Here is a 25,374-nt window from a genome sequence, read left to right on the forward strand (position 1 = left end):
CGTCCGGCGGCTCAAGGGACTTAGCGCGACAACTGAATACCGCTGTAGTACAGGACGCCCGACACCGTGTTGTCGAAGGTGAACTGGATACTTTTCAAGGTACGGATGTTCAACGCCTTGCCCGTCTGGCCATCAACCAGATTGGCCAAGGGCACCCGAATCGTTTGCATTTGTACGCTGTAGTAGGTGCCACTCCGGACGCTGTTCAGAATGTCCGGGTACAGCAGGTGTTGGTCGCTGCCTTGTTTGAACGTTGCGAGGTTCCCTTCGGCATCCGTCACGTCGATAGTGATGTCTTGGTCCTTGGCTGCATCGCCTTCCTCAGCCAGTGCTTGACCGAAATCCATCGCAAGGACGGTGTATGACTCCGTGGCGACGTTTTCGGGAACAGGGTCAAGCAACAGGGTATAGGTGACGGCCGCAGAGGTGGCTTGCCACTTGAACTTCAGGCGCCGGATCGAAGCCTTGTGTGCGTCAGCATAAAAGTGCAGGTGCTGCTGTTGTACGGTGAGGTTCTTACTGTCAGTGCTGCCGCTCAGGGGCTGAGAAATCACCGGCAGGGGAGTGTCTTCGCTTTCCTGGAGATGTTGTAGAAACAGCCGTTGACTGTCCTGATATTGCGATACCAGGATTCTGCCTGCTGGCAACCAGGGGGCGAAGTTTCGCTGGTCCTTGAGGAGTTCGCGGTGCGCATCACTGTCCAGTAGCAGCGCCTGGACGATGCTGGAAACGTAGAGCTTCGCGAACGTTCGTTGTTGCTGTGCTGCTACTGGATCGTCGCTGGAGTTGGTCCACACTTCGTTGAAGTAGTTATGATTGCCGGCATAGATCCGCCAGGCTCCCTTGATCTTGCCATTCGAATCCTGCGGGTCTTCCAGGTTGCGCGTGGCGGTGTCGTAGAAGATATGGCCTCTGGTGTGGTCGTCGCTACCCTCAATGTGGAAGTAGTTGTCCATGACGTCCGGGTTGCCGTAGGGCTTGTGATCGCCTCTTAATGGGTCCGTAATGACGGAGGGCGCCATGGTGAGCACCGCGCGCAGGCCAAATCCATAAGGCCCCAGGCCATTTTTACCGCCTAGCAGAGGCAACATCGGGTAGATCGGTTTGGCCGGGTCGGTGGGCTCCAGCGGGCGACCTTCGACATTCTCAAGCGTATTGATGTAAGCCGCATCCGCGGCCGCTTCGCCACCGCGAGAATGACCGCAGAGGAAGACTCGACTGAGGTCGATTTTCTGGTGCAGTGGATGACTCGGGTCTTCGTTCCACGCTCTGAATTGCTTGATGTATTCGAGGATCAGCACAGGGCGTTTACCACTGTCTGGAAGCAAATTGCCATCGTCCCCCTCGGTGAGATTCGCGATGTGTATGGTGGTGACGGAGGCGGTGATAACCCCGTGGGTTGCCAGGTGCTTACCTAGATAGGCATAGCCTGCCGCCGAATCAGTCTGCACGCCCCAATCGCCATGGCAGAAAATGGCGAGGGGATAGACTTCTTTCTCTTTTGCCTTTGCTTCAGGTTTGAGTGTTGGCACATAGAGATGCCCGAATAGCGGGATGTCATGTAGGTTAAAGGGCCATTCGGTGGTGGCGGTGGCGCCTGGGAGGTACTTCATGAAAGGGGACATATCGACACGGTGAGCGTTGCTGTAATGCTCGTCTGGGCTGTTGTAGGTCAGGTAGTTCCTGAACAGGAGGTTGCTTTCATCGAACTTCAGTGCTGCGCTACTGAATACCTTTTCTTCGCAGTCATAGCGATCACCTGGCAACGAAGGGTTTTTCAAGATTTCCATGTGCATAGGCTTCCTGCTTGGAGAGCGTTCCGGGATGGTGCTCATCCAGCAGTAGATACGCCAGTGGCGGTGGCGGACAACTAGCAGAAGTCATAGGTGGGGCGCATGCATTTGCCGGCGAGAGGCTGCTCTGTTCGGGCAAGCGGTAGCGTTCGGAAGTGGCTGCAGCGATTTGTGGGCTGGCAATCAGGCGACTATCGTTCGTGGCAGGCCCGATGAAAACAATGTCATGGAATTTTTCCCGGGCATTGCGTTCCAAGCTTGGCATCGATCCGCAATCGATCCGCTGCACTTTCGACTTACAGTAGGAGCTTGTCCATGTTCACCATGCGCCGTTTGATTATCGTCGCTACCGTCGCCGCCCTGATGAGCGGCTGTGCCGGTCAGAATCCTTACGACAGCCAGGGTCAGGCGCAAGGCTCCACCGGGATGAGCAAAACCGTCAAGTACGGCGGCCTGGGCGCATTGGCCGGGGCCATCGCCGGCGCCGCCATCGACCACAACAACCGTGGCAAGGGCGCGCTGATCGGCGCCGCCGCCGTGGGTGCCGCTGCCGCCGGCTACGGCTACTACGCCGATAAGCAGGAAGCCGCGCTGCGCGAAAGCATGGCCAATACCGGGGTCGAAGTGCAGCGTCAGGGCGATCAGATCAAACTGATCATGCCGGGCAATATTACCTTCGCCACCGACTCGGCCAACATCGCCCCAAGCTTCTACTCGCCGTTGAACAACCTGGCGAACTCGTTCAAGCAGTTCAACCAGAACACCATCGAAGTGGTCGGCTACACCGACAGCACCGGCAGCCGCCAGCACAACATGGACCTGTCGCAGCGTCGCGCGCAGTCGGTGAGCACCTACCTCACCTCGCAGGGCGTGGATGCCTCGCGGGTCACCGTGCGGGGCATGGGCCCGGATCAGCCGATCGCCAGCAACGCCGACGCCAACGGCCGGGCGCAGAACCGTCGGGTCGAGGTGAACCTCAAGCCGATTCCTGGTCAGCAGTACCAGTAAAAAGCATCGCGGGACGAGCCCGCTCCCACGCTGGTTCGGTGTACGCCGTATCTGTGGGAGCGGGCTCGTCCCGCGAAAGCCTCAACGCCGCTGCAACTGCTCCAGCCGCGCATCCTTCTCTTCCCACAACTGGTTGATCCACTGCTGGAACGCCAGGCGGTAGGTTTCATCCTGGTCGTAGCTGCGCCCGAGAAATTCCTCGGGGATCTGCAGTTCCTCGAACGCCACGACAATCTCCGTCACCCGCCCGCAGAGCAAGTCCCAGAACCCCGGATTGCCTTGGGGATAATGGATGGTGACGTTGATGATCGACTCCAACTGCTCGCCCATCGCATCCAGCACAAAGGCAATGCCACCGGCCTTCGGCTTGAGCAGGTGGCGGAACGGTGACTGCTGCTGGCGCTGCTTGCCCGGGGTAAACCGGGTGCCTTCGGCAAAGTTGAAAATCGCTGTCGGCTTGCCACGGAACTTGGCGCAGGTGCGCCGGGTGGTTTCCAGGTCCTTACCCTGTTTTTCCGGGTGCTTGGCCAGGTACGCCTTGGAATAGCGCTTCATGAACGGGAAGCCCAGCGCCCACCATGCCAGGCCGATCACCGGTACCCAGATCAGCGCCTGCTTGAGGAAAAACTTCAGCGGCCGGATGCGCCGATTGAGCACGTACTGCAAGACCAGAATGTCGACCCAGCTCTGGTGGTTGCTGGTCACCAGATAGCTGTGCTGGTAATCCAGCCCGTCGAGCCCGCTGATCTGCCAGCGGGTGGTGCCGAGCAGGTTCATCCAGCCTTTGTTGTTGCTGATCCAGGCTTCGTGGATATGCCGCATCAGCTCGTCGGTGACACGCTGCGCCGCCGCGAACGGCAAGCACAGCTTGAACAGGCTGACGATAAACAGCGGGGTGCAGCAGACAATCGTGTTCAAGCCCAGCAGCAGCGAGGCAATAACCCCGCGCACTGGCGCGGGCAGATAGGCGAGCATGGGATCAGTTTTCCATCGAGCGGTTGGCCTGAATCGCAGTCAGGGCAATGGTGTAGACGATATCGTCGACCTGCGCGCCGCGCGGCAGGTCGTTGACCGGTTTGCGCAGGCCTTGCAGCATCGGGCCCAGGCTGACGCAGTCGGCACTGCGCTGCACGGCCTTGTGCGTGGTGTTGCCGGTGTTCAAATCGGGGAACACGAACACTGTGGCGCGCCCGGCCACCTTGCTGTTCGGTGCCAACTGGCGGGCGATGTCCTGGTTGGCGGCGGCGTCGTACTGCAACGGGCCGTCGATCTGCAGGCTGCGCTGGGTTTCCTGGGCGAGCAGGGTGGCTTCGCGGACTTTCTCCACCTCTTCGCCGCTGGCCGAGTCGCCGCTCGAATAGCTGATCATCGCGACCCGCGGGGCAATGCCGAAGGCCTGCGCCGAGTCGGCGCTCTGCAGGGCGATTTCCGCCAGTTCCGCCGCGCTCGGGTGCGGGTTCATCACACAGTCGCCGTACACCAGCACCTGTTCGGGGAACAGCATGAAGAACACCGACGACACCAGGCTGCAGCCCGGCGCAGTCTTGATCAACTGAAGTGCCGGGCGGATGGTGTTGGCGGTGGAGTGCACCAGGCCGGAGACCAGCCCGTCGACCTCGTCCAGCGCCAGCATCATGGTGCCGATCACCACCGGGTCTTCCAGCTGTTGCTCGGCCATCGGCGCGTTCAGGCTCTTGCTCTTGCGCAGGCTGACCATCGGCTCGACATAGCGCTCGCGGATCAAGTCCGGGTCAAGAATCTCCAGGCCTTCGGGCAGGCTGATGCCTTGCGCGCGGGCCACCGCCTGCACGTCGTCGGGCTTGGCCAGCAGCACGCAGCGGGCAATCCCGCGGGCCTGGCAGATGGCCGCTGCCTGCACGGTCATCGGCTCGGCACCTTCCGGCAAGACGATACGCTTGTTGGCCTGCTGCGCCCGCTGGATCAACTGATAGCGGAACACTGCTGGCGACAGGCGCATTTCCCGCGGGGTGCCGCAGCGCTGGTGCAGCCAGTCGGCATCGAGATGGCTGGCGACGAAGTCGGTGATGATCTCGGCGCGCTCGCGGTCGTCCACCGGGATTTCCTTGTTCAGCCCGTTGAGCTGGTTGGCGGTGTCGTACGAGCCGGTACTCACCGACAGGATCGGCAGGCCGGCCAGCAGTGCGCCCTGGCACAGTTCGAGGATGCGCGGGTCGGGCTTGCTGTCGCTGGTCAGCAGCAGGCCGGCCAGCGGCACGCCGTTGATCGCCGCCAGGCTGACGGCGAGGATGATGTCGTCGCGGTCGCCCGGCGTCACCACCAGGGTGCCCGGCTTGAGCAGTGGCACGGTGTTGGCCACGGTGCGCGCACAGAGGATGATCTTGTTCATCCGCCGGCTTTCGTAGTCGCCGGCATTGAGCACCTGGGCCCCGAGTAGCTCGGCCACATCGCGCGTACGCGGGTCGTTCAGCCCGGCCTGGAACGGGATACAGCCGAGCAGGCGGAAATCGCCGCCGCGCAGCAGTGGCGAATGCTCGGCCAGGCGCGCGGCAAAGGCCGGCATGTCTTCGTCGCTGCGCACCTTGTTGAGGATCACCCCGAGCACTTTCGGGTCGCGCGGGCCGCCGAACAGTTGGGCCTGCAGTTCGACCCGCCCGGACAGCTCGGCGAGCACGTCGTTTTCCGGCGCCGACACCAAAATCACCTCGGCATCCAGGCTTTTCGCCAGGTGCAGGTTGACCCGCGCGGCGTAGCTGGCATGACGGGTCGGGACCATGCCCTCGACCACCAGCACGTCCTTGCCGACGCAAGCCTGCTGGTACAGGGTGATGATTTCTTCGAGCAGCTCGTCCAGCTGGCCATCGCCAAGCATGCGCTCGACGTGCGCCAGGCTGAGCGGTTGCGGCGGCTTCAGGCCGTGGGTGCGGGCGATCAGTTCGGTGGAACGTTCCGGGCCGGTGTCGCCAGGGTGCGGCTGGGCAATCGGCTTGAAGAAGCCGACCTTCAGCCCGGCGCGCTCAAGGGTGCGCACCAGGCCCAGGCTGATCGAGGTCAGGCCGACACCAAAATCGGTCGGCGCGATGAAAAATGTCTGCATGCGAGCATCTCGACAGTGAGCTGTTGCAAAAAGAAGCAATTGCCAAGGGTATCGCTATCGGCCCCTGCTGCGCACCCGTCAGAGGAAAATGCCGCAGTGGGCAGGATCCCGTTTGTCCGGGTTGCGTTCGCTTTCGGGCGATGCGTTGGTTACACTTGTTCGCTCTACATTCTTATGCAAAAGGTCTCGCCCCATGCTGATCGCCGCCAACAAGGCTGTCTCCATCGACTACACCCTGACCAACGACGCTGGTGAGGTCATCGACAGCTCCGCCGGCGGCGCTCCGCTGGTCTACCTGCATGGCGCAGGCAACATCATCCCGGGCCTGGAAAAAGCCCTGGAAGGCAAAACTGCCGGTGACGAACTGGAAGTGGCCGTTGAGCCGGAAGACGCCTATGGCGAATACCTGGCCGAGCTGGTCAGCACCCTGAACCGCAGCATGTTCGAAGGCGTCGACGAACTGGAAGTCGGCATGCAGTTCCACGCTTCGGCACCGGACGGCCAGATGCAGATCGTCACCATCCGTGACCTGGACGGCGACGACGTCACCGTCGATGGCAACCACCCGCTGGCGGGTCAGAAGCTGAACTTCAAAGTGAAGATCGTCAACATCCGTGACGCCAGCGAAGAAGAAATCGCGCATGGCCACGTCCATGGCGAAGGTGGTCATCACCACTAAGTTTTCTGCGCTAAGCTCAAAACGTCGCGAAGGCGCTCGGGCAAGTTTGTCTGACCCTCCACAGGGGGTAGACGGCTTGGACGGGCGCCTTTTTAGTGGGCTGGATTTGCTTGTCGCCGGCCGTCGTGGCAAGCAGACGGGAGAGGGGAGTTCGTCATGAGTGCATTTCATGAGCTGAAGTTGCTGGCGCTCGATGGCCAGGAATTGCCATTGGCTCCGTTCAAGGGCCATGTGGTGCTGGTGGTCAATGTCGCCTCCAAGTGTGGCCTGACGCCGCAGTATGCGGCGCTCGAGAATCTCTACCAGCGCTACAAGGCGCAGGGGTTCAGCGTGCTGGGGTTGCCGTGCAACCAGTTTGCCGGGCAGGAGCCGGGCAGCGAGGCGGAGATTGCCGCGTTCTGCAGCCTGAACTACGGCGTGAGTTTCCCGCTGGGGAGCAAGCTGGAGGTCAACGGGCCGCAGCGCCATTCGCTGTATCGCCTGCTGGCGGGCGAGGGGGCGGAGTTTCCTGGGGATATCACCTGGAACTTCGAGAAGTTTCTGGTGGGCAAGGACGGGCGCGTACTGGCGCGCTTCTCGCCGCGTACCGCGCCGGATGATCCGGCGCTGGTGCAGGCGGTCGAAAAAGCGTTGGCCTGATGCAGCAGCATCGCGGGACAAACCCGCTCCCACAGGGCAGCACAATGCCTTTGTGGGAGCGGGCTCGTCCCGCGATGGGCTGCAAGGCAGCCCCCTAATCACGCAAATCAATAGTACTGGGCGCCGCCTTGGCCCAGCCCTATCCTCGGTCGCTCATCTCACTGAGGAGCGCCTCATGTCGGTCAACCCACTGTTCCAACCTTTCCACCTGGGCGCCCTTGAGCTGCCGAGCCGCGTCGTGATGGCGCCGATGACCCGTACCTTCTGCCCTGGCGGCGTCCCTCATGGCAAAGTGGTCGATTATTACCGTCGTCGCGCGGCGGCCGGCGTCGGCCTGATCATTACCGAGGGCACCACCGTCGGCCACCAGGCTGCCAACGGCTACCCGAACGTGCCGCGCTTCTACGGCGAAGACGCCCTGGCCGGCTGGAAGAAAGTGGTCGAGGCGGTGCACGCCGAAGGCGGCAAGATTGTCCCGCAACTCTGGCACGTCGGTAGCGTGCGCCGTATCGGCACCGAGCCGGACGCCAGCGTGCCCGGTTATGGCCCGAGCGAGAAGCGCAAGGACGGCAATGTCGTGGTGCACGGCATGAGCCAGCAAGACATCCAGGACGTCATCGCTGCCTTCGCCCAGGCTGCTCGCGATGCCCAGGCCATCGGCATGGATGGCGTGGAGATTCACGGCGCGCACGGCTACTTGATCGACCAGTTCTTCTGGGATGTCAGCAATCAGCGCAGCGACGAGTACGGCGGCGACCTGGCTGGCCGCTCGCGCTTCGCCATCGAACTGATCCAGGCGGTCCGCGCCGCCGTCGGCCCGGACTTCCCGATCATCTTCCGTTTCTCGCAGTGGAAGCAGCAGGACTACAGTGCTCGCCTGGTGCATAGCGCTGAAGCGTTGCGGGCCTTCCTCCAGCCGTTGAGCGATGCCGGTGTGGATATCTTCCACTGCTCCACTCGGCGCTTCTGGGAGCCGGAGTTCGACGGTAGCCCGCTCAACCTCGCCGGCTGGACCCGCCAGCTCACCGGCAAGCCGACCATCACTGTCGGTAGCGTCGGCCTGGATGGCGAGTTCCTGCAGTTCATGGTCGATACCGACAAGGTGGCGCAACCGGCCAGCCTGGAGAACCTGTTGCAGCGCTTGAACAACCAGGAGTTCGATCTGGTTGCCGTCGGCCGCGCGCTGTTGGTCGATCCGCAATGGGCGGCCAAGGTACGCGACGGTCGCGAGGCGGAAATCCTGCCGTTCAGCCGCGAGGCGCTGACGAGCCTGGTTTGACCAGCAGGCCCTGGTCAGCCCGCGCTTCGGCGGGCTCGGGGCTGTGCTGACAGGCGGCGCGCAAGTGCATCTCGAATTGTTCGACGATCGCCGGCCAGCCCTGGCGGCTGGCGTGCTGACGGGCATTCAGGCGTACCCGGCGCAGGGTCTCGCGGTCTTCCAGTAACCAACTGGTGGCGTCGATGAATGCTGCGGTATCGCCTGGCATCGCCAAGGCGCCGCTATGGCCGTGGCGAATATGCTGGGCCGCCGCCGCTTCGTCGAAGGCCACCACGCCCAGCCCCGAAGCCAGTGCTTCGAGCACGACGTTGCCGAAGGTTTCCGTGAGGCTCGGGAACAGGAAAATGTCCCCACTCGCATAGTGCTCGGCCAGCGCTTCGCCACGCTGCGTGCCGCAGAACAGTGCATCCGGCAGTTGCTGTTGCAGCGTTGCGCGCTGCGGTCCGTCGCCGACCACGATCAGGCGCATGCGTTGTTGTGGATAAGTCTGGCGCAGCGCCGTCAGGCATTGGCCGAGCAGGCCGAGGTTTTTTTCCGGGGCCAGCCGGCCGACGTGCAGCAGGGCAATGTCGTTTTCGTCCAGGCCCCACTGTTCGCGTAGCGCCTGGCTGCGGCGGGCGGGGTTGAACAGTTGGCTGTCGACGCCGCGCGCCATCAGGGTCAGGCGTTCGAAACCACGTCGCTCCAGTTCCACGCGCTGGCTGGCGCTGGGCACCAGGGTGGTGTGGGTGCGGCGATGGAACCAGCGCAGGTAGTGCGTGAGCAGCCGCGTCAGCAGGCCCAGGCCGTACAAGTGCGAGTACTGCTGGAAGTTGGTGTGAAAGCCACTGACCACGGCTATCCCCAGGCGCCGTGCCGCGCGCAGGGCGCTTAGCCCCAACGGGCCTTCGGTGGCGATGTAGAGCACGTCCGGGCGCTCGCGGCGCCAGCGGCGCAGCAGCTTGTGCATCGACACCTCGCCCCATTGCAAGCCGGGGTAGCCGGGCAAAGGCCAGCCACGGCACAGCAGCAGTCCCGCGCCGCCAACGCCGGGCGCATCGCCTGCCTGGCGCGGGCGCACCAGCTCGACCTGATGGCCGCGCAGGCAGAGCCCTTCGCTGAGCCGGCCGAGGGTATTGGCCACGCCGTTGATTTCCGGTGGGAAGGTTTCGCTGATGAGGGTGACGCGCAGAGAAGATGTGCTCATGCAGGGCAGTGTCAAACTGCCGGATTGCGCGCACATGACGCCAATGTGACAGAACCATGACGCCCGATCATTGGCATCTGTGGCGGCAAAAATATAAGGCGGAAAGCCGCTCAAGTATGTCCGTCACGCAGCCGATGCAGATGCATTCGACTGATGTGTGCGCTCCGGGAGAGCGGTTATGTTCAACAGCAAACTGAAAAAAGAAATCCTCCAGCTGCGCGAAGACCTGATGTCCATCGAACAGGTCAAAAGCAGTCTCGACAGCGAAATGCTGGTGCTGCAACTCGACCCACAGGGGCGCATCGAGTCGGTCAACAGCAACTTTGAAAAGGAAATGGGCTACGACAGCCTTCAACTGGTTGGCCGGGCCATCGATGACATCGTGCCGGCGTACGTCAAACCGCTGGATTTCTACAAGCGCATGAAGCAGGCCATCAGCCGTGGCGAGCACCTCAACGGCGCTTTCCGCCTGCTGCGCAACAATGGCGAGGAGGCCTGGCTGCGCTCGATCCTGCAGCCGGTGAAAGACAGCGAAGGGCGCATCAAGTACTTTACGCTGCACTCCAGTGACCTGACCCGCACCATCGAAACATCGCGTGAGCATGAAAGCCTGATCAAGGCGCTGATGCGCTCCACGGCAGTGATCGAGTTCAACCTGCAGGGCGAAGTGCTGACCGCTAACGATCGTTTCCTGCAGTCGGTGGGTTACACGCTGGAACAGGTGCGCGGTAAGCATCACCGCATGTTCTGCGAACCAGAGGAGTACAACTCGGCGGCCTACCATGCGTTCTGGGAAAAACTGCGCCGTGGCGAGTTCGTCGCCGATCGCTTCAAGCGCATCGACGCCCACGGTCGGGTGATCTGGCTGGAAGCGTCGTACAACCCGATCATCGACGCCCATGATGTGCTGTACAAAGTGGTCAAGTTCGCCACCGTGATCACCGATCAGGTGAATCAGGAAGCGGCCGTGGCGCAGGCTGCGGACATTGCCTATACCACCTCGCTGGAAACCGACACCAGCGCGCGCAAGGCCACCGACGTGGTGACGCAGACCGTGGAAGTGATGCGCGGTCTGGAAACCTACATGCAGCAGGCGGCCGAAGGCATCGAGGCGCTGGACAAGCAGTCGCAGGTGATCGGTTCGATCATCAAGACCATCAGCGACATCGCCGGCCAGACCAACCTGCTGGCGCTAAACGCGGCCATCGAAGCGGCGCGCGCCGGCGAGCAGGGCCGTGGCTTTGCGGTGGTCGCCGACGAGGTGCGCCAGCTGGCGTCGCGCACCAGCAGCGCCACCGAGGAAATTGCCCGTGTGGTGCAGCAAAACGAACAGTTGGCCAAGGCTGCGGTGGACATCATCGACAGCAGCAAACGTCAGGCCGAACAGGGCCTGAGCCTGGCCGGTGAAACCGGCACGGTGATCGTCGAGATTCAGGAAGGCGCGCAGAAGGTGGTGAGTGCGGTAGGGCAGTTCTCCAATCAGTTGGGCCACTGATGGTACTGGCCGCTGCCTTTGGCGGCGGCCAGCCGTGTTACTTCAGTTGCGCTCGCGCACCCAGAACAGCGTCGCCCCGGCGACCGCTGCCGGCATCATCAGGATGTTGACGAACGGGATCAGCAGCACCAGGTACACCGACCCGCCAAAGCCCAGGCTCTGCCAACGCTTGGCCCGCAGCCAGGCGAGCATGTCTTGCCAACTGAGCTTGTGGTTGTCGGCCGGGTAGTCGATGTACTGGATTGCCATCATCCAGATGCCGAACAGCAGCCACAGCGGTGCGGCAACGATGTTCACCACCGGAATCAGCGACAGCACGAACAGCGCCAGTGCGCGTGGGGCGAAATAGCCCAGTTTGCGCATTTCGCGGCCCAGCGTGCGCGGCACCATTGCCAGCAGTTCGCCCCAGCTGAAAGCCGGGAAGTCGTCGTTGCCACGCACCACCACTTCGACCTTCTCCGCAAGGAAACCGTTGAACGGCGCGGCGATGATGTTGGCGAGCATGGTGAAGCTGAAGAACACCATCAACGCCACCAGGGCGACGAACAGTGGCCAGAGGATATAGCTGAGGAAGCTCAGCCAGTTGGGCAGGGTCGGCATCAGCGAATCGACCCACAGGCTGAACTGATGGCCGGCCAGGTAGATCAGGCCGACGAACAGCAGCAAATTGACTGCCAGCGGCAGCAGCACGAACGCGCGCAGGCCTGGGCTCAGAATCAGTTTCAGGCCCTCGCGCAGGTATTGCGGGCCGGAAAGTACAGGGGCTTGCATAAAGGGCTCCAAGCGGTGGTAATCGCGCCGACCTTACCGAGTTTGCCGGCCCGGCGAAAGCGCGGCCGGCTGCGGGCAACGGGCTGTAACAAATGTCCGGGTGTAGGAATCATAGGCAAACAGCTGAAGCTCAATAGGCTGAATAGAGAGCTTCTATAAGGTGGATTGTCTAAGGATATTTCCTTAATCTCTGCACCCTCGCTACAGTGCGCACAATTTTTCAACGCTTTTGAACCGGCGGCTCAAGGCCTTCCCCAAGGCTTCGTCGGTTCCTTTTAATGCCAGAGGCTGGCCGCCCGGGCGGCCGCTCACCAGGAGAGTGTCATGTCTGAAGTACGTCATTCGCGAGTGATCATTCTGGGTTCCGGCCCTGCCGGTTACAGCGCCGCCGTTTACGCTGCACGCGCCAACCTCAAGCCGCTGCTGATCACCGGCATGCAGGCTGGTGGCCAGTTGACCACCACCACCGAAGTCGACAACTGGCCGGGCGACGCCCACGGCCTGACCGGCCCGGCGCTGATGCAGCGGATGCAGGAGCACGCCGAGCGCTTCGAGACTGAAGTGGTGTTCGATCACATCAACGAAGTGGAACTGCGCAACAAGCCGTTCACCCTCAAGGGCGACAGCGCTACGTACACCTGCGACGCCCTGATCATCGCCACGGGCGCCAGCGCTCGCTACCTGGGCCTGCCGTCGGAAGAGACGTTCATGGGCAAGGGCGTTTCCGCCTGCGCCACCTGTGACGGCTTCTTCTACCGCAACAAGCCGGTGGCGGTGGTCGGTGGTGGTAACACCGCTGTTGAGGAAGCGCTGTACCTGGCCAACATCGCCAGCAAGGTCACCCTGGTACACCGCCGTGAAACCTTCCGCGCCGAGAAGATCCTGGTCGACAAGCTGAACGCCCGCGTTGCCGAAGGCAAGATCGAGCTGAAGCTGAATGCCAACCTGGACGAAGTGCTGGGCGACGACATGGGGGTGACCGGTGCGCGCCTGAAGAACAACGATGGCAGCTTCGATGAAATCAAGGTCGACGGTGTGTTCATCGCTATCGGTCATACCCCGAACACCTCGCTGTTCGAAGGCCAGTTGACCCTGAAGGACGGCTACCTGGTGGTCAATGGCGGCCGTGACGGCAACGCTACCGCGACCAACATCGAAGGCGTGTTCGCCGCAGGCGACGTGGCCGACCATGTCTACCGCCAGGCGATCACCTCGGCCGGCGCCGGCTGCATGGCGGCACTGGACACCGAGCGTTACCTGGATGGTCTGCAGAACGCTGCGCTCTGATATTGCCTAGCGGCTGATCGCGGGACGCATCGGCTCGCCGCATCGCCGCTCCCGGCAGAGACAAAAAAGCCCCGCATCGTGAGATGCGGGGCTTTTTGTTGGCAGGCTGTGCTTAGCGCTTCAGCCCGTAGTGCTCGTCCAGCATGCCCGGCGAGTTCGGCGCCTTTGGTGCATAGTCGCGTGGCACTTCGGTGTCTTTCGGTGGCGTCAGGCGGTCGCGTGGGCCTTGTGCCGCTTCCGAATGCAGGGCAGCCAGCAGGCGCTGGCGGGTGACTTCGTCCAGTGCCAGGCGGTTTGCGCCATCGGCCAGGTGGTCCTGGACTTCCTGGTAGCTTTGCGTGAGTTTCTTGACCAGCGCAGCGGTGCTGTTGAAGTGGGTCACCACTTCACTCTGATAACTGTCGAAGCGTTCCTGGATATCGTCCAGCTGCCGCTGAGTGCTGCTCGGCGCAGCATTGGGCAAGAGGCGGGCGACCAGGAAACCAACGACGACGCCCACTGCCAGGGCCAGGGTCGGCAACAACCAAACTAAGAGCGAGTGTTCCACGAGTCCTTCCTCTATAAACGGCTTTGCTTTACGTTAACGGCTCGGACCTGCGCTGTATACCGCGAACCATCGCAAATATCTCAGAACAGAATCATTCAGCTAGACGAGTCGACCCTTTCCGAGGTCACGGAGTTTATTCCTTGCTTATCCGCGAAACCCCAGTAGTGATCGATGGCCCGGCTGGCCAACTGGAAGCCCTGTACCTGGACGTTGCCGACGCCCGCGGCATGGTTCTGCTGTGCCACCCCAACCCGGTTCAGGGCGGCACCATGACCAACAAGGTGGTGTCGATGCTGCAGCGCACCGCGCGCGATGCCGGTTATGTGACCTTGCGTTTCAACTACCGTGGCGTGGGTGCCAGTGCCGGCAGCCACGACATGGGCAGCGGTGAAGTCGACGATGCCGAGGCCGCCGCGCGCTGGTTGCTGGCGCACCACCGGCAACTGCCGCTGACGCTGATGGGCTTCTCCTTCGGCGGTTTTGTTGCCACGGCCCTGGGCGGCCGGCTGGAGGCGGATGGCGTAGCGATCCAGCAGTTGTTCATGGTGGCCCCGGCGGTGATGCGCCTCGGCGAGCACGACAACGTGCCGCAAGGCTGCGCGCTCAGCGTGATTCAACCGGACAGCGACGAAGTCATCGACCCGCAGCTGGTTTACGCCTGGTCCGACGCACTTGCGCGCCCCCATGAGCTGCTGAAAGTGGCAGAATGCGGACACTTTTTCCACGGCAAGCTCACCGATCTTAAGGATCTGGTGCTGCCGCGCCTTTCGAACTGATTCAAGCCTGATAAGCGATAACCCATGACCACTCGTATCCTTACCGGTATCACCACCACGGGCACGCCCCACCTGGGCAACTACGCTGGCGCGATCCGCCCGGCGATCCTCGCCAGCCGCGAGCCAGGTGTCGACTCGTTCTATTTCCTGGCCGACTACCACGCGCTGATCAAGTGCGACGACCCGCAGCGTATCCAGCGTTCGCGCCTGGAAATCGCCGCGACCTGGCTGGCCGGTGGCCTGGACCCGGAGCGAGTGACCTTCTATCGCCAGTCCGACATCCCGGAAATTCCCGAGCTGACCTGGCTGTTGACCTGCGTGGCGGCCAAGGGCCTGCTCAACCGCGCGCACGCCTACAAGGCCTCGGTGGACAAGAACGTCGAAAGCGGTGAAGACCCGGACGCCGGTGTCAGCATGGGCCTGTTCAGCTACCCGGTGCTGATGGCTGCGGACATCCTGATGTTCAACGCCAACAAGGTGCCGGTCGGTCGTGACCAGATCCAGCACGTGGAAATGGCCCGCGACATCGGCCAGCGCTTCAATCACCTGTTCGGCCAGGGCAAGGAGTTCTTTGCCATGCCCGAGGCGCTGATCGAGGAAAGCGTGGCCACGCTGCCGGGCCTGGACGGGCGCAAGATGTCCAAGAGCTACGACAACACTATCCCGCTGTTCACCAGTGCGAAAGAGATGAAAGACGCGATCTCGCGCATCGTCACCGACTCGCGTGCGCCGGGCGAAGCGAAAGACCCGGACAACGCCCACCTGTTCACCCTGTTCCAGGCCTTCGCCACGCCGGCGCAGGCCGACGCGTTCCGCAGCGAGCTGCTGCAGGGCCTGGGTTGGGGCGAAGCCAAGCAGCGCCTGTTCCAACTGCTCGATGGCCAACTGGCAGGGCCGCGCGAGCAATATCACCAGTTGATCGCGCGCCCGGCCGATCTGGAGGACATCCTCCTGGCTGGCGCGCAGAAGGCGCGCAAGATCGCCACGCCGTTCCTTGAACAACTGCGCGAAGCGGTCGGCTTGCGCTCGTTCCGTACCAGCGTGCAGGCCGGCACCGAGGTCAAGAAGAAGGCCGCCAAGGCGGCGCGCTTTGTCAGCTTCCGTGAAGACGATGGCAGCTTCCGCTTCCGCCTGCTGGCCGCCGATGGCGAGCAACTGCTGCTGTCGCGGCACTTCGCCGACGGCAAGGCTGCTGGCGCAGTGAGCAAGCAACTGCAAACCGGCGAAGCGCTGGACGTGCGCAGCGAAGGCCTGGGTTTCACCTTGTGGTTGAACGACGCGTGTGTCGCCGACAGCCCGCAGTTCGCCGACGCAGCTGCCCGCGACGCGGCGATCGATAACCTGCGTGCGGCCTTGCAGCCACAGCAGGACTAACGGCTTATCGGAAGTCTGATTGCCATTACCCAGGGCCGTCGCTACAGTGACGGCCCGCTTTTGTTGCCTTGCTAACGAATTATGACGCCCCTAGAACGATATCAAGCAGATCTTAAACGTCCCGATTTCTTCCATGACGCGGCGCAGGAAACAGCGGTGCGTCACTTGCAGCGCCTGTACGACGACCTGGTCGCCGCGCAAAACAACAAGCCGGGGGTGTTCGGCAAGTTGTTCGGCAAGAAGGACCAGGCACCGGTCAAGGGCCTGTATTTCTGGGGTGGGGTAGGGCGCGGCAAGACCTATCTGGTCGATACGTTCTTCGAAGCGCTGCCGTTCAAGCAGAAGTCGCGTACGCACTTCCACCGCTTCATGAAGCGTGTCCACGAGGAAATGAAAACCCTCAAGGGCGAGAAGAACCCGCTGACCGTGATTGCCAAGCGTTTCTCCGACGAGGCACGGGTAATCTGCTTCGACGAATTCTTCGTCTCCGACATTACCGATGCGATGATTCTCGGCACCCTGATGGAGGAGCTGTTCAAGAACGGCGTGACCCTGGTCGCCACCTCCAACATCGTCCCGGACGGCCTCTATAAGGACGGTCTACAGCGTGCGCGGTTCCTGCCGGCGATTGCCCTGATCAAGCAGAACACCGAGATCGTCAACGTCGACAGCGGCGTCGACTATCGCCTGCGTCACCTGGAGCAGGCCGAGCTGTTCCACTTCCCGCTCGACGAGGCGGCGCATGAAAGCCTGCGCCAGAGCTTCCGCGCGCTGACCCCGGAATGCACGCAAGCGGTCGAGAACGATGTGCTGATGATCGAGAACCGCGAGATTCGTGCGTTGCGCACCTGCGACGACGTGGCCTGGTTCGATTTCCGCGAACTGTGCGACGGCCCGCGGAGCCAGAACGACTACATCGAACTGGGCAAGATCTTCCATGCGGTACTGCTCAGCGGTGTCGAGCAGATGGGCGTGGCCACCGACGATATCGCGCGGCGCTTCATCAACATGGTCGACGAGTTCTACGACCGCAACGTGAAGCTGATCATCTCGGCGGAAGTCGAGCTGAAGGACCTGTACACCGGCGGTCGCCTGACCTTCGAGTTCCAGCGGACCCTCAGCCGGTTGCTGGAAATGCAGTCCCACGAATTCCTGGCGCGGGCGCATAAGCCTTAAAGTCAGCTGCAAGCTTTAAGCTTCAAGCTGCAAGAGAGAACAAAGCCGGTCGCGATTGGCTTCTGCCTTTTCTTGTAGCTTGTAGCTTGCTTCTCTAGGCCTCCTGCATGAACTGCTGCCGATACTGGTTCGGCGACAACTCCGTGTGCTGGCGGAACAACCGGGCAAAGAAACTCGCATCGTCGTAGCCGACCTCATAGCTGATGGTCTTGATGCTCTTGCGCGTTCCCGACAACAACCCCTTGGCCGTCTCGATACGCAACCGCTGCAGGTAGTGCAGGGGCTTATCGCCCGTGGCGCTCTGGAAGCGGCGCATGAAGTTGCGAATGCTCATGCCATGGTTGCGCGCGACATCCTCGAAACGGAACTTGTCGGCGAAGTGCTCCTCCAGCCACTGCTGGATCTGCAGGATGATCAGGTCCTGGTGCAATTTCTGCCCACCAAAGCCCATGCGCCCCGGTGTGTAGTTGCGCTGTACCTCGTAAAGGATGTCGCGGGCCACGGCCTGCGCCACGTTGGCCCCGCAGAAGCGTTCGATCAGGTAGATATAGAGGTCGCAGGCCGAGGTGGTGCCGCCAGCGCAGTAGAGGTTGTCGGCGTCGGTCAGGTGTTTGTCCTGGTTCAGCGTAACCTTGGGGAAACGCTCGGCGAACTGGTTGAAGAAGCGCCAGTAGGTGGTCGCCTCCTTGCCGTCGAGCAAGCCTGCCTCGGCCAACCAGAACACCCCGCTGGCCTCGCCGCACAACACTGCGCCGCGCGCATGTTGCTCGCGCAGCCAGGGCAGCACTTGCGGGTAGCGCTGGCAGAGCGCATCGAAGTCATCCCAGAACGCCGGCAGGATGATGATATCGGCCTGTTCCAGGCCACTGTCCACGGGCACCGACACATCGCTGAAGCTGTGTACAGGCAAACCATCGGGACTCACTAGACGAGTCTCGAACATCGGTTGCAGGCCCAGGCCCAGCTGTTTGCCGTAGCGCAGGCTGGCCAGGTGGAAGAAATCCTTGGCTTGCATCAGCGTCGATGCGAACACCTTGTCGATGGCCAGGATACTGACGCGCCGCAGGGACGCGGTGGGTTGGGTAAACATCATTGTCGTTATTCTTATAGGGTAGAGTGGTCAATCACCGGCTGGATCGTCTTATTTTTTGGCGATTGTGTCTACCCTCGGTTCCTGTGTTGTACACAGGAACCGTTTAAGCCGCTTAGGGTGCGGGGTTGGGCTGCTCCTGATGAAGCGCTTCGATGCTGGCCAGCAGCTCTTCGCCAAGCTTCAGGTCGATGCTGGCCAGGTTGCTGTCGAGCTGTTCGAGCGAGGTGGCGCCGATGATGTTGCTGGTGACGAATGGCTGGCGGGTGACGAACGCCAGGGCCATTTGCGCCGGGTCCAGGCCGTGCTCGCGGGCCAACTGCACGTAGCGGCTGCAGGCCGCCACGGTTTGCGGGTTGGAGTAGCGCGCGAAGCGGCTGAACAGGGTCAGGCGGCCGTTGGCCGGGCGCGCACCGTTCTCGTATTTGCCCGAGAGCATGCCGAACGCCAGCGGCGAATAGGCCAGCAGGCCACATTGCTCGCGGATGGCGATTTCTGCCAGGCCCACTTCGAAGCTGCGGTTGAGCAGGTTGTACGGGTTCTGGATCGACACCGCCCGCGGCCAGCCGCGGCTTTCCGCCAGCTGGAGGAACTTCATGGTGCCCCAGGGCGTTTCGTTGGACAGGCCGATGTGACGGATCTTGCCGGCCTTGACCTGCTCGTCGAGCACTTCGAGGGTTTCTTCCAGTGGGGTGAAGTGATCCTGCGGCAGGTGCTGGTAGCCCAGCTTGCCGAAGAAGTTGGTGCTGCGCTCGGGCCAGTGCAACTGGTACAGGTCGATCCAGTCGGTGCGCAGGCGCTTGAGGCTTTCGTCCAGGGCCGCGACGATGTGCTGGCGGTTGTGCTTGAGCTGGCCGTCGCGAATGTGGCTGATGCCGTTGCCGGGGCCGGCGACCTTGCTGGCGAGGATCCAGTCGGCGCGATCGCCGCGCGCATGGAACCAGTTGCCGATGACGCGCTCGGTGGCCGCGTAGGTCTCGGGGCGGGGCGGCACCGGGTACATTTCGGCAGTGTCGATGAAGTTGACGCCGGCGGCCTTGGCCCGCGCGATCTGGGCGAAAGCCTCGGCCTGGTCGTTCTGCTCGCCCCAGGTCATGGTGCCCAGGCACAGCGCGCTCACATTGAGGTCGGTACGGCCCAGCTGGCGATAGTCCATGTGCTTCTCCACGGCAAAAGAAGCATAAAAGCAGGTTGATATTTTTTGCGCAATCTGGATAATTCCCGGGCTCTCTCAGCAGTGGAAGTGATGCCCCGCTCGCCGAAGAATCTTGCCGTATTCTGGACGCGCTGACCCGAGCCCCCGATAGCGTCCGCATCCGGCTGCCTTTGACCTTGTCAAAGTACGCACTATTCAGTAAGATCCGCCGTCTATTTTGCTGGGCGGCCCCTGAGGCTATAAAGAATGAAAACTTTTACTGCTAAACCGGAAACAGTAAAGCGCGACTGGTTCGTCGTCGACGCTGCTGGTCAGACCCTGGGTCGTCTGGCCACCGAAATCGCGAGCCGTCTGCGTGGCAAGCACAAGCCAGAGTACACGCCTCACGTTGACACTGGCGACTACATCGTCGTCATCAACGCCGAGCAAGTACGTGTCACTGGTGCCAAGACCACCGACAAAATGTACTACTCCCACTCCGGTTTCCCGGGCGGCATCAAGGAAATCAACTTCGAGAAGTTGATCGCCAAGGCCCCTGAGCGCGTGATCGAGACCGCGGTAAAAGGCATGCTGCCTAAGAACCCGCTGGGTCGCGACATGTACCGTAAGCTGAAAGTCTATGCGGGCGCTGCTCACCCTCATACTGCTCAGCAGCCCCAAGAACTGAAGATTTAACGGAATAGTTCATTATGTCGGCGACTCAAAATTACGGCACTGGCCGTCGCAAGACTGCAACCGCACGCGTTTTCCTGCGTCCGGGTACTGGCAGCATCTCCATCAACAACCGTTCTCTGGACGTGTTCTTCGGTCGTGAAACCGCGCGCATGGTAGTTCGCCAGCCGCTGGAACTGACTGAAACCACCGAGAAATTCGACATCTACGTCACCGTTGCCGGTGGTGGTGTCAGCGGTCAAGCCGGTGCAATCCGTCACGGTATCACCCGTGCGCTGATGGCATACGACGAGACTCTGCGTAGCGCCCTGCGTAAAGCTGGCTTCGTGACTCGTGACGCTCGTGAAGTTGAGCGTAAGAAAGTCGGCCTGCGTAAAGCACGTAAGCGTCCTCAGTACTCCAAGCGTTAATTCGCTTCGGCGTTCAAAAAAAGCCCGGTTCCAGTGGAACCGGGCTTTTTTTATGTCTTGAATAAATGAGGCTATTGTTCTCTGTGACAACTTGCCGCATAGACGCAAGTCAACAGGTGCAAGGGATGCAGGCCTTTAGCCAGGCTAATCACCTTGTCAGAGCAGGGTCTTTTCATTACCATGCGGCAAATTTTAAGCAGTTCAGAAATTACTTAGTAGATGCCTGTTGCAACAGGCCATAAAGCTGATGGGAGAGGACTGAATGAGCAATGACGGCGTCAATGCAGGCCGGCGTCGCTTCCTTGTAGCAGCCACGTCCGTGGTGGGTGCTGCAGGAGCGGTGGGGGCTGCGGTCCCGTTCGTAGGGTCATGGTTCCCCAGTGCCAAGGCGAAAGCTGCTGGTGCACCGGTGAAGGTCAATATCGCCAAGGTCGAGCCGGGTCAGCAGCTGATTGCTGAATGGCGCGGTCAGCCAGTGTTCATCGTGCGGCGAACTGAAGAGATCCTCGGCAATCTGAAAAAAATTCAGGGCGACCTCTCCGATCCTGAATCCAAAGCTTCGGAACAGCCGGCCTACGTCGACCCGGAAAACCGCGCCATCAAGCCCGAAATTCTGGTGCTGGTCGGCCTGTGCACGCACCTCGGTTGCTCGCCGACCTTCCGTCCTGAAGTTGCTCCGGTCGACCTCGGGCCGAAATGGGTGGGCGGCTATTTCTGTCCTTGCCACGGTTCGCACTACGACCTCGCCGGTCGCGTCTACAAGTCCCAGCCGGCCCCTCTCAATCTGCCCGTGCCGCCGCACTCGTACGAGTCCGATGACATCATCGTCGTTGGCGTCGACCAGGAGAAAGCATGATGAGCAAGTTCATGGACTGGGTAGACGCCCGCTTCCCCGCGACCAAGATGTGGGAAGACCACCTCAGCAAATATTACGCGCCGAAGAACTTCAACTTCTTCTACTTCTTCGGCTCCCTGGCCCTGCTGGTTCTGGTCAACCAGATCGTTACCGGCGTGTGGCTGACCATGAGCTTCACGCCGTCGGCCGAAGAGGCGTTTGCCTCGGTCGAATACATCATGCGTGATGTCGAATACGGCTGGATCCTGCGCTACCTGCACTCCACCGGTGCCTCGGCGTTCTTCATCGTGGTTTACCTGCACATGTTCCGTGGCCTGCTCTACGGTTCGTACCAGAAGCCGCGTGAGCTGGTCTGGCTGTTCGGCATGCTGATCTACCTGGCGCTGATGGCCGAAGCGTTCATGGGTTACCTGCTGCCATGGGGGCAGATGTCGTACTGGGGGGCCCAGGTGATCATCTCGCTGTTCGGTGCCATCCCGGTGATCGGCGGTGACCTGACCCAGTGGATTCGTGGTGACTACCTGATCTCCGGCATCACCCTGAACCGCTTCTTTGCCTTGCACGTGGTGGCCCTGCCGATCGTGATTCTCGGCCTGGTGGTGCTGCACATCCTGGCGCTGCACGAAGTCGGTTCGAACAACCCGGACGGCGTCGACATCAAGAAGCACAAGGACGAGAACGGCATTCCGCTGGACGGGATCGCCTTCCACCCGTACTACACCGTGAAAGATATCGTCGGTGTGGTGGTGTTCCTCTTCGTGTTCTGCTCGATCGTGTTCTTCTTCCCGGAAATGGGCGGTTACTTCCTGGAGAAACCGAACTTCGAACAGGCCAACGCCTTCAAGACCCCTGAGCACATTGCTCCGGTCTGGTACTTCACGCCGTTCTACGCGATCTTGCGGGCGGTGCCGGACAAGCTCCTGGGGGTAATCGCCATGGGCGCGGCAATTGCGGTGCTGTTCGTGCTGCCGTGGCTCGACCGTAGCCCGGTCAGGTCGATGCGCTACAAGGGCTGGATGAGCAAGGCCTGGCTGCTGGTGTTCTGCGTTTCCTTCGTGATCCTGGGTGTGCTCGGTGTACTGGCGCCAACCCCGGGTCGCACGCTGCTCTCGCAGGTATGTACTTTCCTGTATTTCGCCTACTTCATTCTGATGCCGTTCTACACCAGGCTTGAGAAGACCAAACCGGTTCCGGAAAGGGTGACTGGCTGATGAAAAAGCTATTTGCAGTATTGATTCTGGCTGTGATGCCAAGCCTGACCTTCGCCGCCGAGCCAGGTCTGGCGCTTGACAAGGTCGACATCGACCTCACCGACAAGGCCGCCATGCAGGACGGTGCGCGTACCTTTGCCAACTATTGCATGGGTTGCCACGGGGCCAAGTTCCAGCGTTACGAGCGGGTCGCCGATGACCTGGGTATCCCGCACGAGCTGATGCTTGAGAAGCTGGTGTTCACTGGCGCCAAGATCGGCGATCACATGAACGCCAGCATGCAGCCGGCGGACGCCAAGACCTGGTTCGGCGCGGCGCCGCCCGACCTGACCCTGGTGGCGCGCGTGCGCGGCACCGACTGGCTGTACAGCTACCTGCGCGCCTTCTATGAAGACCCGGCGCGCCCTTGGGGGGTGAACAACAAGGTATTCCCGAACGTCGGCATGCCGAACGTGCTGGTCGGCTTGCAAGGTCGTCAGGTGGTCGGGTGCAAACAGGTGCAGATGGTGGTCGATGGCAAGAAGCAATTCGACCCGCTGACGGGTACCCCGTTGACGCATGAAGCATGCGATCAGCTGACCATCGTGCCGAAATCCGGTACCCTGACGCCAGAGCAGTTCGACGAGAAGGTCAAGAATCTGGTGACCTTCCTGGCCTACTCGGCCAACCCGGTCAAACTGGAAAGCCAACGCATCGGTACCTACGTGCTGCTGTACCTGGCCTTCTTCTTCGTATTCGCCTACCTGCTCAAGCGCGAATACTGGAAGGACGTGCACTGATCACGCAGTAATTTCTGGTAGTTGAGCGCGCGCCCTGGGGTGCCTCTGGATAACAGGGGTGCCCTCAGGGCGCGTTTGCATTTGTGTATTCCCAATTTCAACAAGCGAGGAGGACCACCATGGGCGTGACCAATCGGTTAGCCTGCTACTCCGACCCCGCTGACCACTATTCTCATCGGGTGCGCATCGTCCTCGCCGAGAAGGGCGTCAGCGTAGAGATCATCGACGTGGAGGCCGGGCGTCAGCCGGCCAAATTGCTTGAGGCAAACCCGTATGGCAGTTTGCCGACGCTGGTTGATCGTGACCTGGCGTTGTATGAATCGACGGTGGTAATGGAATACCTCGATGAGCGTTACCCGCATCCGCCCTTGTTGCCGGTGTATCCGGTGGCGCGGGCCAACAGTCGGCTGCTGATCCATCGGATCCAGCGTGACTGGTGTGCGCTGGTCGACCTGATTCTCGATCCGCGCAGCAAGGAGGCTGCCCGTGTGCAGGCGCGCAAGGAATTGCGCGAAAGCCTGACCGGGGTGTCGCCGCTGTTTGCCGACAAGCCGTTTTTCCTCAGTGAGGATCTAAGCCTGGTCGATTGTTGTCTATTGCCCATACTGTGGCGGTTGCCAGTGTTGGGTATTGAACTGCCGCGGCCTGCCAAGCCGCTGCTCGATTACATGGAGCGTCAGTTTGCCCGCCAAGCTTTCCAGGCAAGCCTGTCCTCCGCTGAACGTGAAATGCGTTAGGTTTTAAGGAGCTGTTGATGAACTCCAGTCGCCCCTATCTGGTGCGTGCATTGTACGAGTGGATCGTGGATAACGATTGCACGCCGCATATCCTGGTGAATGCCGAGTTTCCGGCGGTGCAGGTGCCACAAGGTTTCGCCAGCGATGGTCAGATTGTCCTGAACGTGTCGCCGAGCGCCGTGCGTCATCTGCACATGGATAACGAAGCGGTCAGCTTCGAAGGTCGCTTCGGTGGGGTGTCGCACACCCTGTTCGTGCCGTGTGGCGCGATTCTCGGTATCTATGCCCGTGAAAATGGTCAGGGCATGGTGTTCGAGCTCGAGCCGTCGATCATCGACGAAGACGACGATCTTGAAGAGGATGGCGTTGAGCCGGATGACGATGGTCCGCCGAGCGGTGGTCAGCCGCCGCGCCCGAGCGGTCGGCCGAGCCTGAAGGTTGTGAAGTAATTCAGGCGCAAAAAAAATCCGACAACCCATGAGGGTGTCGGATTTTTTTATGCCCGCAGATCAGGCGCCGGGCCTGATCTGGTCGCCGGGTCTCAGCGTTTGGCCGAGGCTGGCAGGTGCGGCTGGATGGCGGTCAGTACGGCCTTGAAGCACTTGATGTTGCCGGCTACGACGTGGCCTTTTTCGAGGAAGTCGTGACCGCCGGTGAAGTCGCTCACCAGGCCGCCCGCTTCCTGGATCAGCAGGGCGCCTGCAGCCATGTCCCATTCGGACAGGCCTGACTCCCAGAAGGCGTCGTAGCGACCGGCGGCAACGTAGGCCAGGTCCAGGCTGGCGGCGCCGGCGCGGCGGATGCCGGCGGTCTGGCCGACCAGGGCGCGGAACATGCCCAGGTAGTTGTCGAGGTCTTCCATCTGGTTGTCGCGGAACGGGAAGCCGGTACCCAGCAGGGCGCCTTCCAGGCTGCTGCGGGCGCTGACGCGCAGACGGCGACCGTTCAGTTGGGCGCCACGGCCACGGCTGGCGGTGAATTCTTCCTGGCGGACAGGGTCGAGAACAACGGCGTGTTCCAGGCGGCCACGGTATTTGCAGGCAATGCTGACCGCGAAGTGCGGAACGCCACGCAGGAAGTTGGTGGTGCCATCCAGTGGGTCGATGATCCACAGGTAGTCCTTGCCTTCCTCGCCGGTGCCGGCGTGCAGGCCGGTTTCTTCGCCGTAGATGGAATGGTTCGGGTAGGCTTTGCGCAGGGCATTGATGATGGTCTGCTCGGCAGCACGGTCTACTTCGGACACATAGTCCTTGGCGTCTTTTTCATCAACCTTGATGCTATCCAGGCGCTCGATGGAGCGGAAAATCAGTTCACTGGCGCTGCGGGCGGCGCGCAGCGCGATATTCAGCATGGGCTGCATGGACGTTTCACCTAGGT

General features: G+C 61.5%; 26 protein-coding genes and 2 pseudogenes. 17 read left to right on the top strand and 11 right to left on the bottom strand.

Features of this window, described 5'->3' with window-relative positions:
- Window positions 1–20 precede the first annotated feature (20 nt).
- Both DCO48_RS04425 and DCO48_RS22690 read right to left on the bottom strand, forming a co-directional pair.
- Window positions 21–1,790 (bottom strand): hypothetical protein, encoded by a 1,770-nt coding sequence (locus DCO48_RS04425; protein WP_133247588.1) that lies wholly within the window; start codon window positions 1,788–1,790, stop codon window positions 21–23.
- Window positions 1,756–2,049 (bottom strand): hypothetical protein, encoded by a 294-nt coding sequence (locus DCO48_RS22690; protein WP_165840730.1) that lies wholly within the window; start codon window positions 2,047–2,049, stop codon window positions 1,756–1,758. Before DCO48_RS22690 ends, DCO48_RS04425 begins: the two co-directional genes overlap by 35 nt.
- Before the next feature lie 59 nt (window positions 2,050–2,108).
- Here DCO48_RS22690 and DCO48_RS04430 point away from each other — a divergent pair, with 59 nt between their 5' ends.
- Window positions 2,109–2,801: an OmpA family protein gene (locus tag DCO48_RS04430; protein WP_116549403.1), complete on the top strand. Its 693-nt coding sequence runs from the start codon at window positions 2,109–2,111 to the stop codon at window positions 2,799–2,801.
- An 81-nt stretch (window positions 2,802–2,882) separates the two neighbouring features.
- On the opposite strand, the gene DCO48_RS04435 is transcribed toward DCO48_RS04430, so the two are convergent.
- The 3 genes and pseudogenes from DCO48_RS04435 to DCO48_RS22900 form a co-directional block, all read right to left on the bottom strand.
- A complete protein-coding gene (locus DCO48_RS04435; RefSeq protein ID WP_116549404.1) occupies window positions 2,883–3,776 on the bottom strand; it encodes an acyltransferase in 894 nt (297 codons plus the stop codon).
- 4 nt (window positions 3,777–3,780) lie between these two features.
- The gene (gene pta, locus DCO48_RS04440) at window positions 3,781–5,877 is read right to left on the bottom strand and encodes a phosphate acetyltransferase (protein WP_116549405.1); all 2,097 of its coding nucleotides are present in this window, start codon (window positions 5,875–5,877) and stop codon (window positions 3,781–3,783) included.
- Between the two features lie 108 nt (window positions 5,878–5,985).
- Window positions 5,986–6,102: pseudogene (locus DCO48_RS22900) on the bottom strand (DUF3565 domain-containing protein); the annotation flags it as partial.
- Between DCO48_RS22900 and DCO48_RS04450 the strand changes: the two are divergent.
- The 3 genes from DCO48_RS04450 to DCO48_RS04460 all read left to right on the top strand — a co-directional run bounded on the left by DCO48_RS04450 (window position 6,071) and on the right by DCO48_RS04460 (window position 8,474).
- Entirely contained in the window at window positions 6,071–6,556 is a 486-nt protein-coding gene (locus DCO48_RS04450) for a peptidylprolyl isomerase (RefSeq protein WP_116549406.1), read from the top strand. The pseudogene DCO48_RS22900 and the gene DCO48_RS04450 overlap by 32 nt on opposite strands.
- Before the next feature lie 156 nt (window positions 6,557–6,712).
- Window positions 6,713–7,195 (top strand): glutathione peroxidase, encoded by a 483-nt coding sequence (locus DCO48_RS04455; RefSeq protein WP_116549407.1) that lies wholly within the window; start codon window positions 6,713–6,715, stop codon window positions 7,193–7,195.
- Window positions 7,196–7,370: 175 nt separating this feature from the next.
- A complete protein-coding gene (locus DCO48_RS04460) occupies window positions 7,371–8,474 on the top strand; it encodes an NADH:flavin oxidoreductase (protein ID WP_116549408.1) in 1,104 nt (367 codons plus the stop codon).
- Here the strand turns inward: DCO48_RS04460 and DCO48_RS04465 are convergent.
- Entirely contained in the window at window positions 8,443–9,660 is a 1,218-nt protein-coding gene (locus tag DCO48_RS04465) for a glycosyltransferase family 1 protein (protein ID WP_116549409.1), read from the bottom strand. The genes DCO48_RS04460 and DCO48_RS04465 overlap by 32 nt on opposite strands.
- 268 nt (window positions 9,661–9,928) lie before the next feature.
- On the opposite strand from DCO48_RS04465, the pseudogene DCO48_RS23160 reads away from it, so the two are divergent.
- Both DCO48_RS23160 and DCO48_RS23165 read left to right on the top strand, forming a co-directional pair.
- A pseudogene (locus tag DCO48_RS23160) lies at window positions 9,929–10,612 on the top strand (PAS domain-containing protein); the annotation flags it as partial.
- A gap of 132 nt (window positions 10,613–10,744) precedes the next feature.
- Complete coding sequence (locus tag DCO48_RS23165; RefSeq protein ID WP_371919482.1) at window positions 10,745–11,155, top strand: methyl-accepting chemotaxis protein; 411 nt, start codon at window positions 10,745–10,747, stop codon at window positions 11,153–11,155.
- 42 nt (window positions 11,156–11,197) lie between these two features.
- Here the strand turns inward: DCO48_RS23165 and cysZ are convergent, their stop codons facing one another.
- On the bottom strand, window positions 11,198–11,926 hold the full coding sequence (gene cysZ / locus DCO48_RS04475; RefSeq protein WP_116549411.1) for a sulfate transporter CysZ: 729 nt from the start codon (window positions 11,924–11,926) through the stop codon (window positions 11,198–11,200).
- A gap of 324 nt (window positions 11,927–12,250) precedes the next feature.
- Between cysZ and trxB the strand changes: the two genes are divergently transcribed.
- Window positions 12,251–13,213 carry a thioredoxin-disulfide reductase gene (gene trxB, locus DCO48_RS04480; protein WP_116549412.1) on the top strand — a complete coding sequence of 321 codons (963 nt, stop codon included), beginning with the start codon at window positions 12,251–12,253 and terminating at the stop codon, window positions 13,211–13,213.
- Between the two features lie 112 nt (window positions 13,214–13,325).
- On the opposite strand, the gene DCO48_RS04485 is transcribed toward trxB, so the two are convergent.
- Complete coding sequence (locus DCO48_RS04485) at window positions 13,326–13,760, bottom strand: YhcB family protein (protein WP_116549413.1); 435 nt, start codon at window positions 13,758–13,760, stop codon at window positions 13,326–13,328.
- 140 nt (window positions 13,761–13,900) lie between these two features.
- Here DCO48_RS04485 and DCO48_RS04490 point away from each other — a divergent pair, with 140 nt between their 5' ends.
- The 3 genes from DCO48_RS04490 (at window position 13,901) to zapE (ending at window position 17,086) form a co-directional block, all read left to right on the top strand.
- Window positions 13,901–14,536 (top strand): alpha/beta hydrolase, encoded by a 636-nt coding sequence (locus DCO48_RS04490; protein WP_116549414.1) that lies wholly within the window; start codon window positions 13,901–13,903, stop codon window positions 14,534–14,536.
- Between the two features lie 24 nt (window positions 14,537–14,560).
- Complete coding sequence (locus DCO48_RS04495) at window positions 14,561–15,910, top strand: tryptophan--tRNA ligase (protein WP_116549415.1); 1,350 nt, start codon at window positions 14,561–14,563, stop codon at window positions 15,908–15,910.
- Window positions 15,911–15,991: 81 nt separating this feature from the next.
- A complete protein-coding gene (gene zapE, locus DCO48_RS04500; protein WP_116549416.1) occupies window positions 15,992–17,086 on the top strand; it encodes a cell division protein ZapE in 1,095 nt (364 codons plus the stop codon).
- A 94-nt stretch (window positions 17,087–17,180) separates the two neighbouring features.
- Here the strand turns inward: zapE and DCO48_RS04505 are convergent, their stop codons facing one another.
- Complete coding sequence (locus DCO48_RS04505; RefSeq protein ID WP_165840732.1) at window positions 17,181–18,077, bottom strand: GlxA family transcriptional regulator; 897 nt, start codon at window positions 18,075–18,077, stop codon at window positions 17,181–17,183.
- Between the two features lie 214 nt (window positions 18,078–18,291).
- Window positions 18,292–19,332: an NADP(H)-dependent aldo-keto reductase gene (locus DCO48_RS04510; protein WP_116549417.1), complete on the bottom strand. Its 1,041-nt coding sequence runs from the start codon at window positions 19,330–19,332 to the stop codon at window positions 18,292–18,294.
- A 246-nt stretch (window positions 19,333–19,578) separates the two neighbouring features.
- On the opposite strand from DCO48_RS04510, the gene rplM reads away from it, so the two are divergent.
- The 7 genes from rplM to DCO48_RS04545 all read left to right on the top strand — a co-directional run bounded on the left by rplM (window position 19,579) and on the right by DCO48_RS04545 (window position 24,446).
- Window positions 19,579–20,007: a 50S ribosomal protein L13 gene (gene rplM / locus DCO48_RS04515; RefSeq protein WP_116549418.1), complete on the top strand. Its 429-nt coding sequence runs from the start codon at window positions 19,579–19,581 to the stop codon at window positions 20,005–20,007.
- 14 nt (window positions 20,008–20,021) lie between these two features.
- A complete protein-coding gene (gene rpsI, locus DCO48_RS04520; protein ID WP_116549419.1) occupies window positions 20,022–20,414 on the top strand; it encodes a 30S ribosomal protein S9 in 393 nt (130 codons plus the stop codon).
- A gap of 262 nt (window positions 20,415–20,676) precedes the next feature.
- Window positions 20,677–21,270: a ubiquinol-cytochrome c reductase iron-sulfur subunit gene (gene petA / locus DCO48_RS04525; protein WP_116549420.1), complete on the top strand. Its 594-nt coding sequence runs from the start codon at window positions 20,677–20,679 to the stop codon at window positions 21,268–21,270.
- The gene (locus DCO48_RS04530) at window positions 21,270–22,481 is read left to right on the top strand and encodes a cytochrome bc complex cytochrome b subunit (protein ID WP_116549421.1); all 1,212 of its coding nucleotides are present in this window, start codon (window positions 21,270–21,272) and stop codon (window positions 22,479–22,481) included. The genes petA and DCO48_RS04530 overlap by 1 nt, the downstream gene beginning before the upstream one ends.
- Window positions 22,481–23,260, top strand: coding sequence for a cytochrome c1 (locus DCO48_RS04535; RefSeq protein ID WP_116549422.1), 780 nt, complete (start codon window positions 22,481–22,483; stop codon window positions 23,258–23,260). The genes DCO48_RS04530 and DCO48_RS04535 overlap by 1 nt, the downstream gene beginning before the upstream one ends.
- Window positions 23,261–23,379: 119 nt before the next feature.
- Window positions 23,380–23,997: a glutathione S-transferase N-terminal domain-containing protein gene (locus DCO48_RS04540; RefSeq protein ID WP_116549423.1), complete on the top strand. Its 618-nt coding sequence runs from the start codon at window positions 23,380–23,382 to the stop codon at window positions 23,995–23,997.
- Window positions 23,998–24,014: 17 nt separating this feature from the next.
- Window positions 24,015–24,446 (top strand): ClpXP protease specificity-enhancing factor, encoded by a 432-nt coding sequence (locus DCO48_RS04545; RefSeq protein ID WP_116549424.1) that lies wholly within the window; start codon window positions 24,015–24,017, stop codon window positions 24,444–24,446.
- A 92-nt stretch (window positions 24,447–24,538) separates the two neighbouring features.
- Here DCO48_RS04545 and suhB read toward each other — a convergent pair whose 3' ends face one another.
- Complete coding sequence (gene suhB, locus DCO48_RS04550; RefSeq protein WP_116549425.1) at window positions 24,539–25,357, bottom strand: inositol-phosphate phosphatase; 819 nt, start codon at window positions 25,355–25,357, stop codon at window positions 24,539–24,541.
- Window positions 25,358–25,374 lie beyond the last annotated feature (17 nt).

It is taken from the genome of Pseudomonas sp. SDI (genome assembly GCF_003105155.1).
GTDB lineage: Bacteria > Pseudomonadota > Gammaproteobacteria > Pseudomonadales > Pseudomonadaceae > Aquipseudomonas.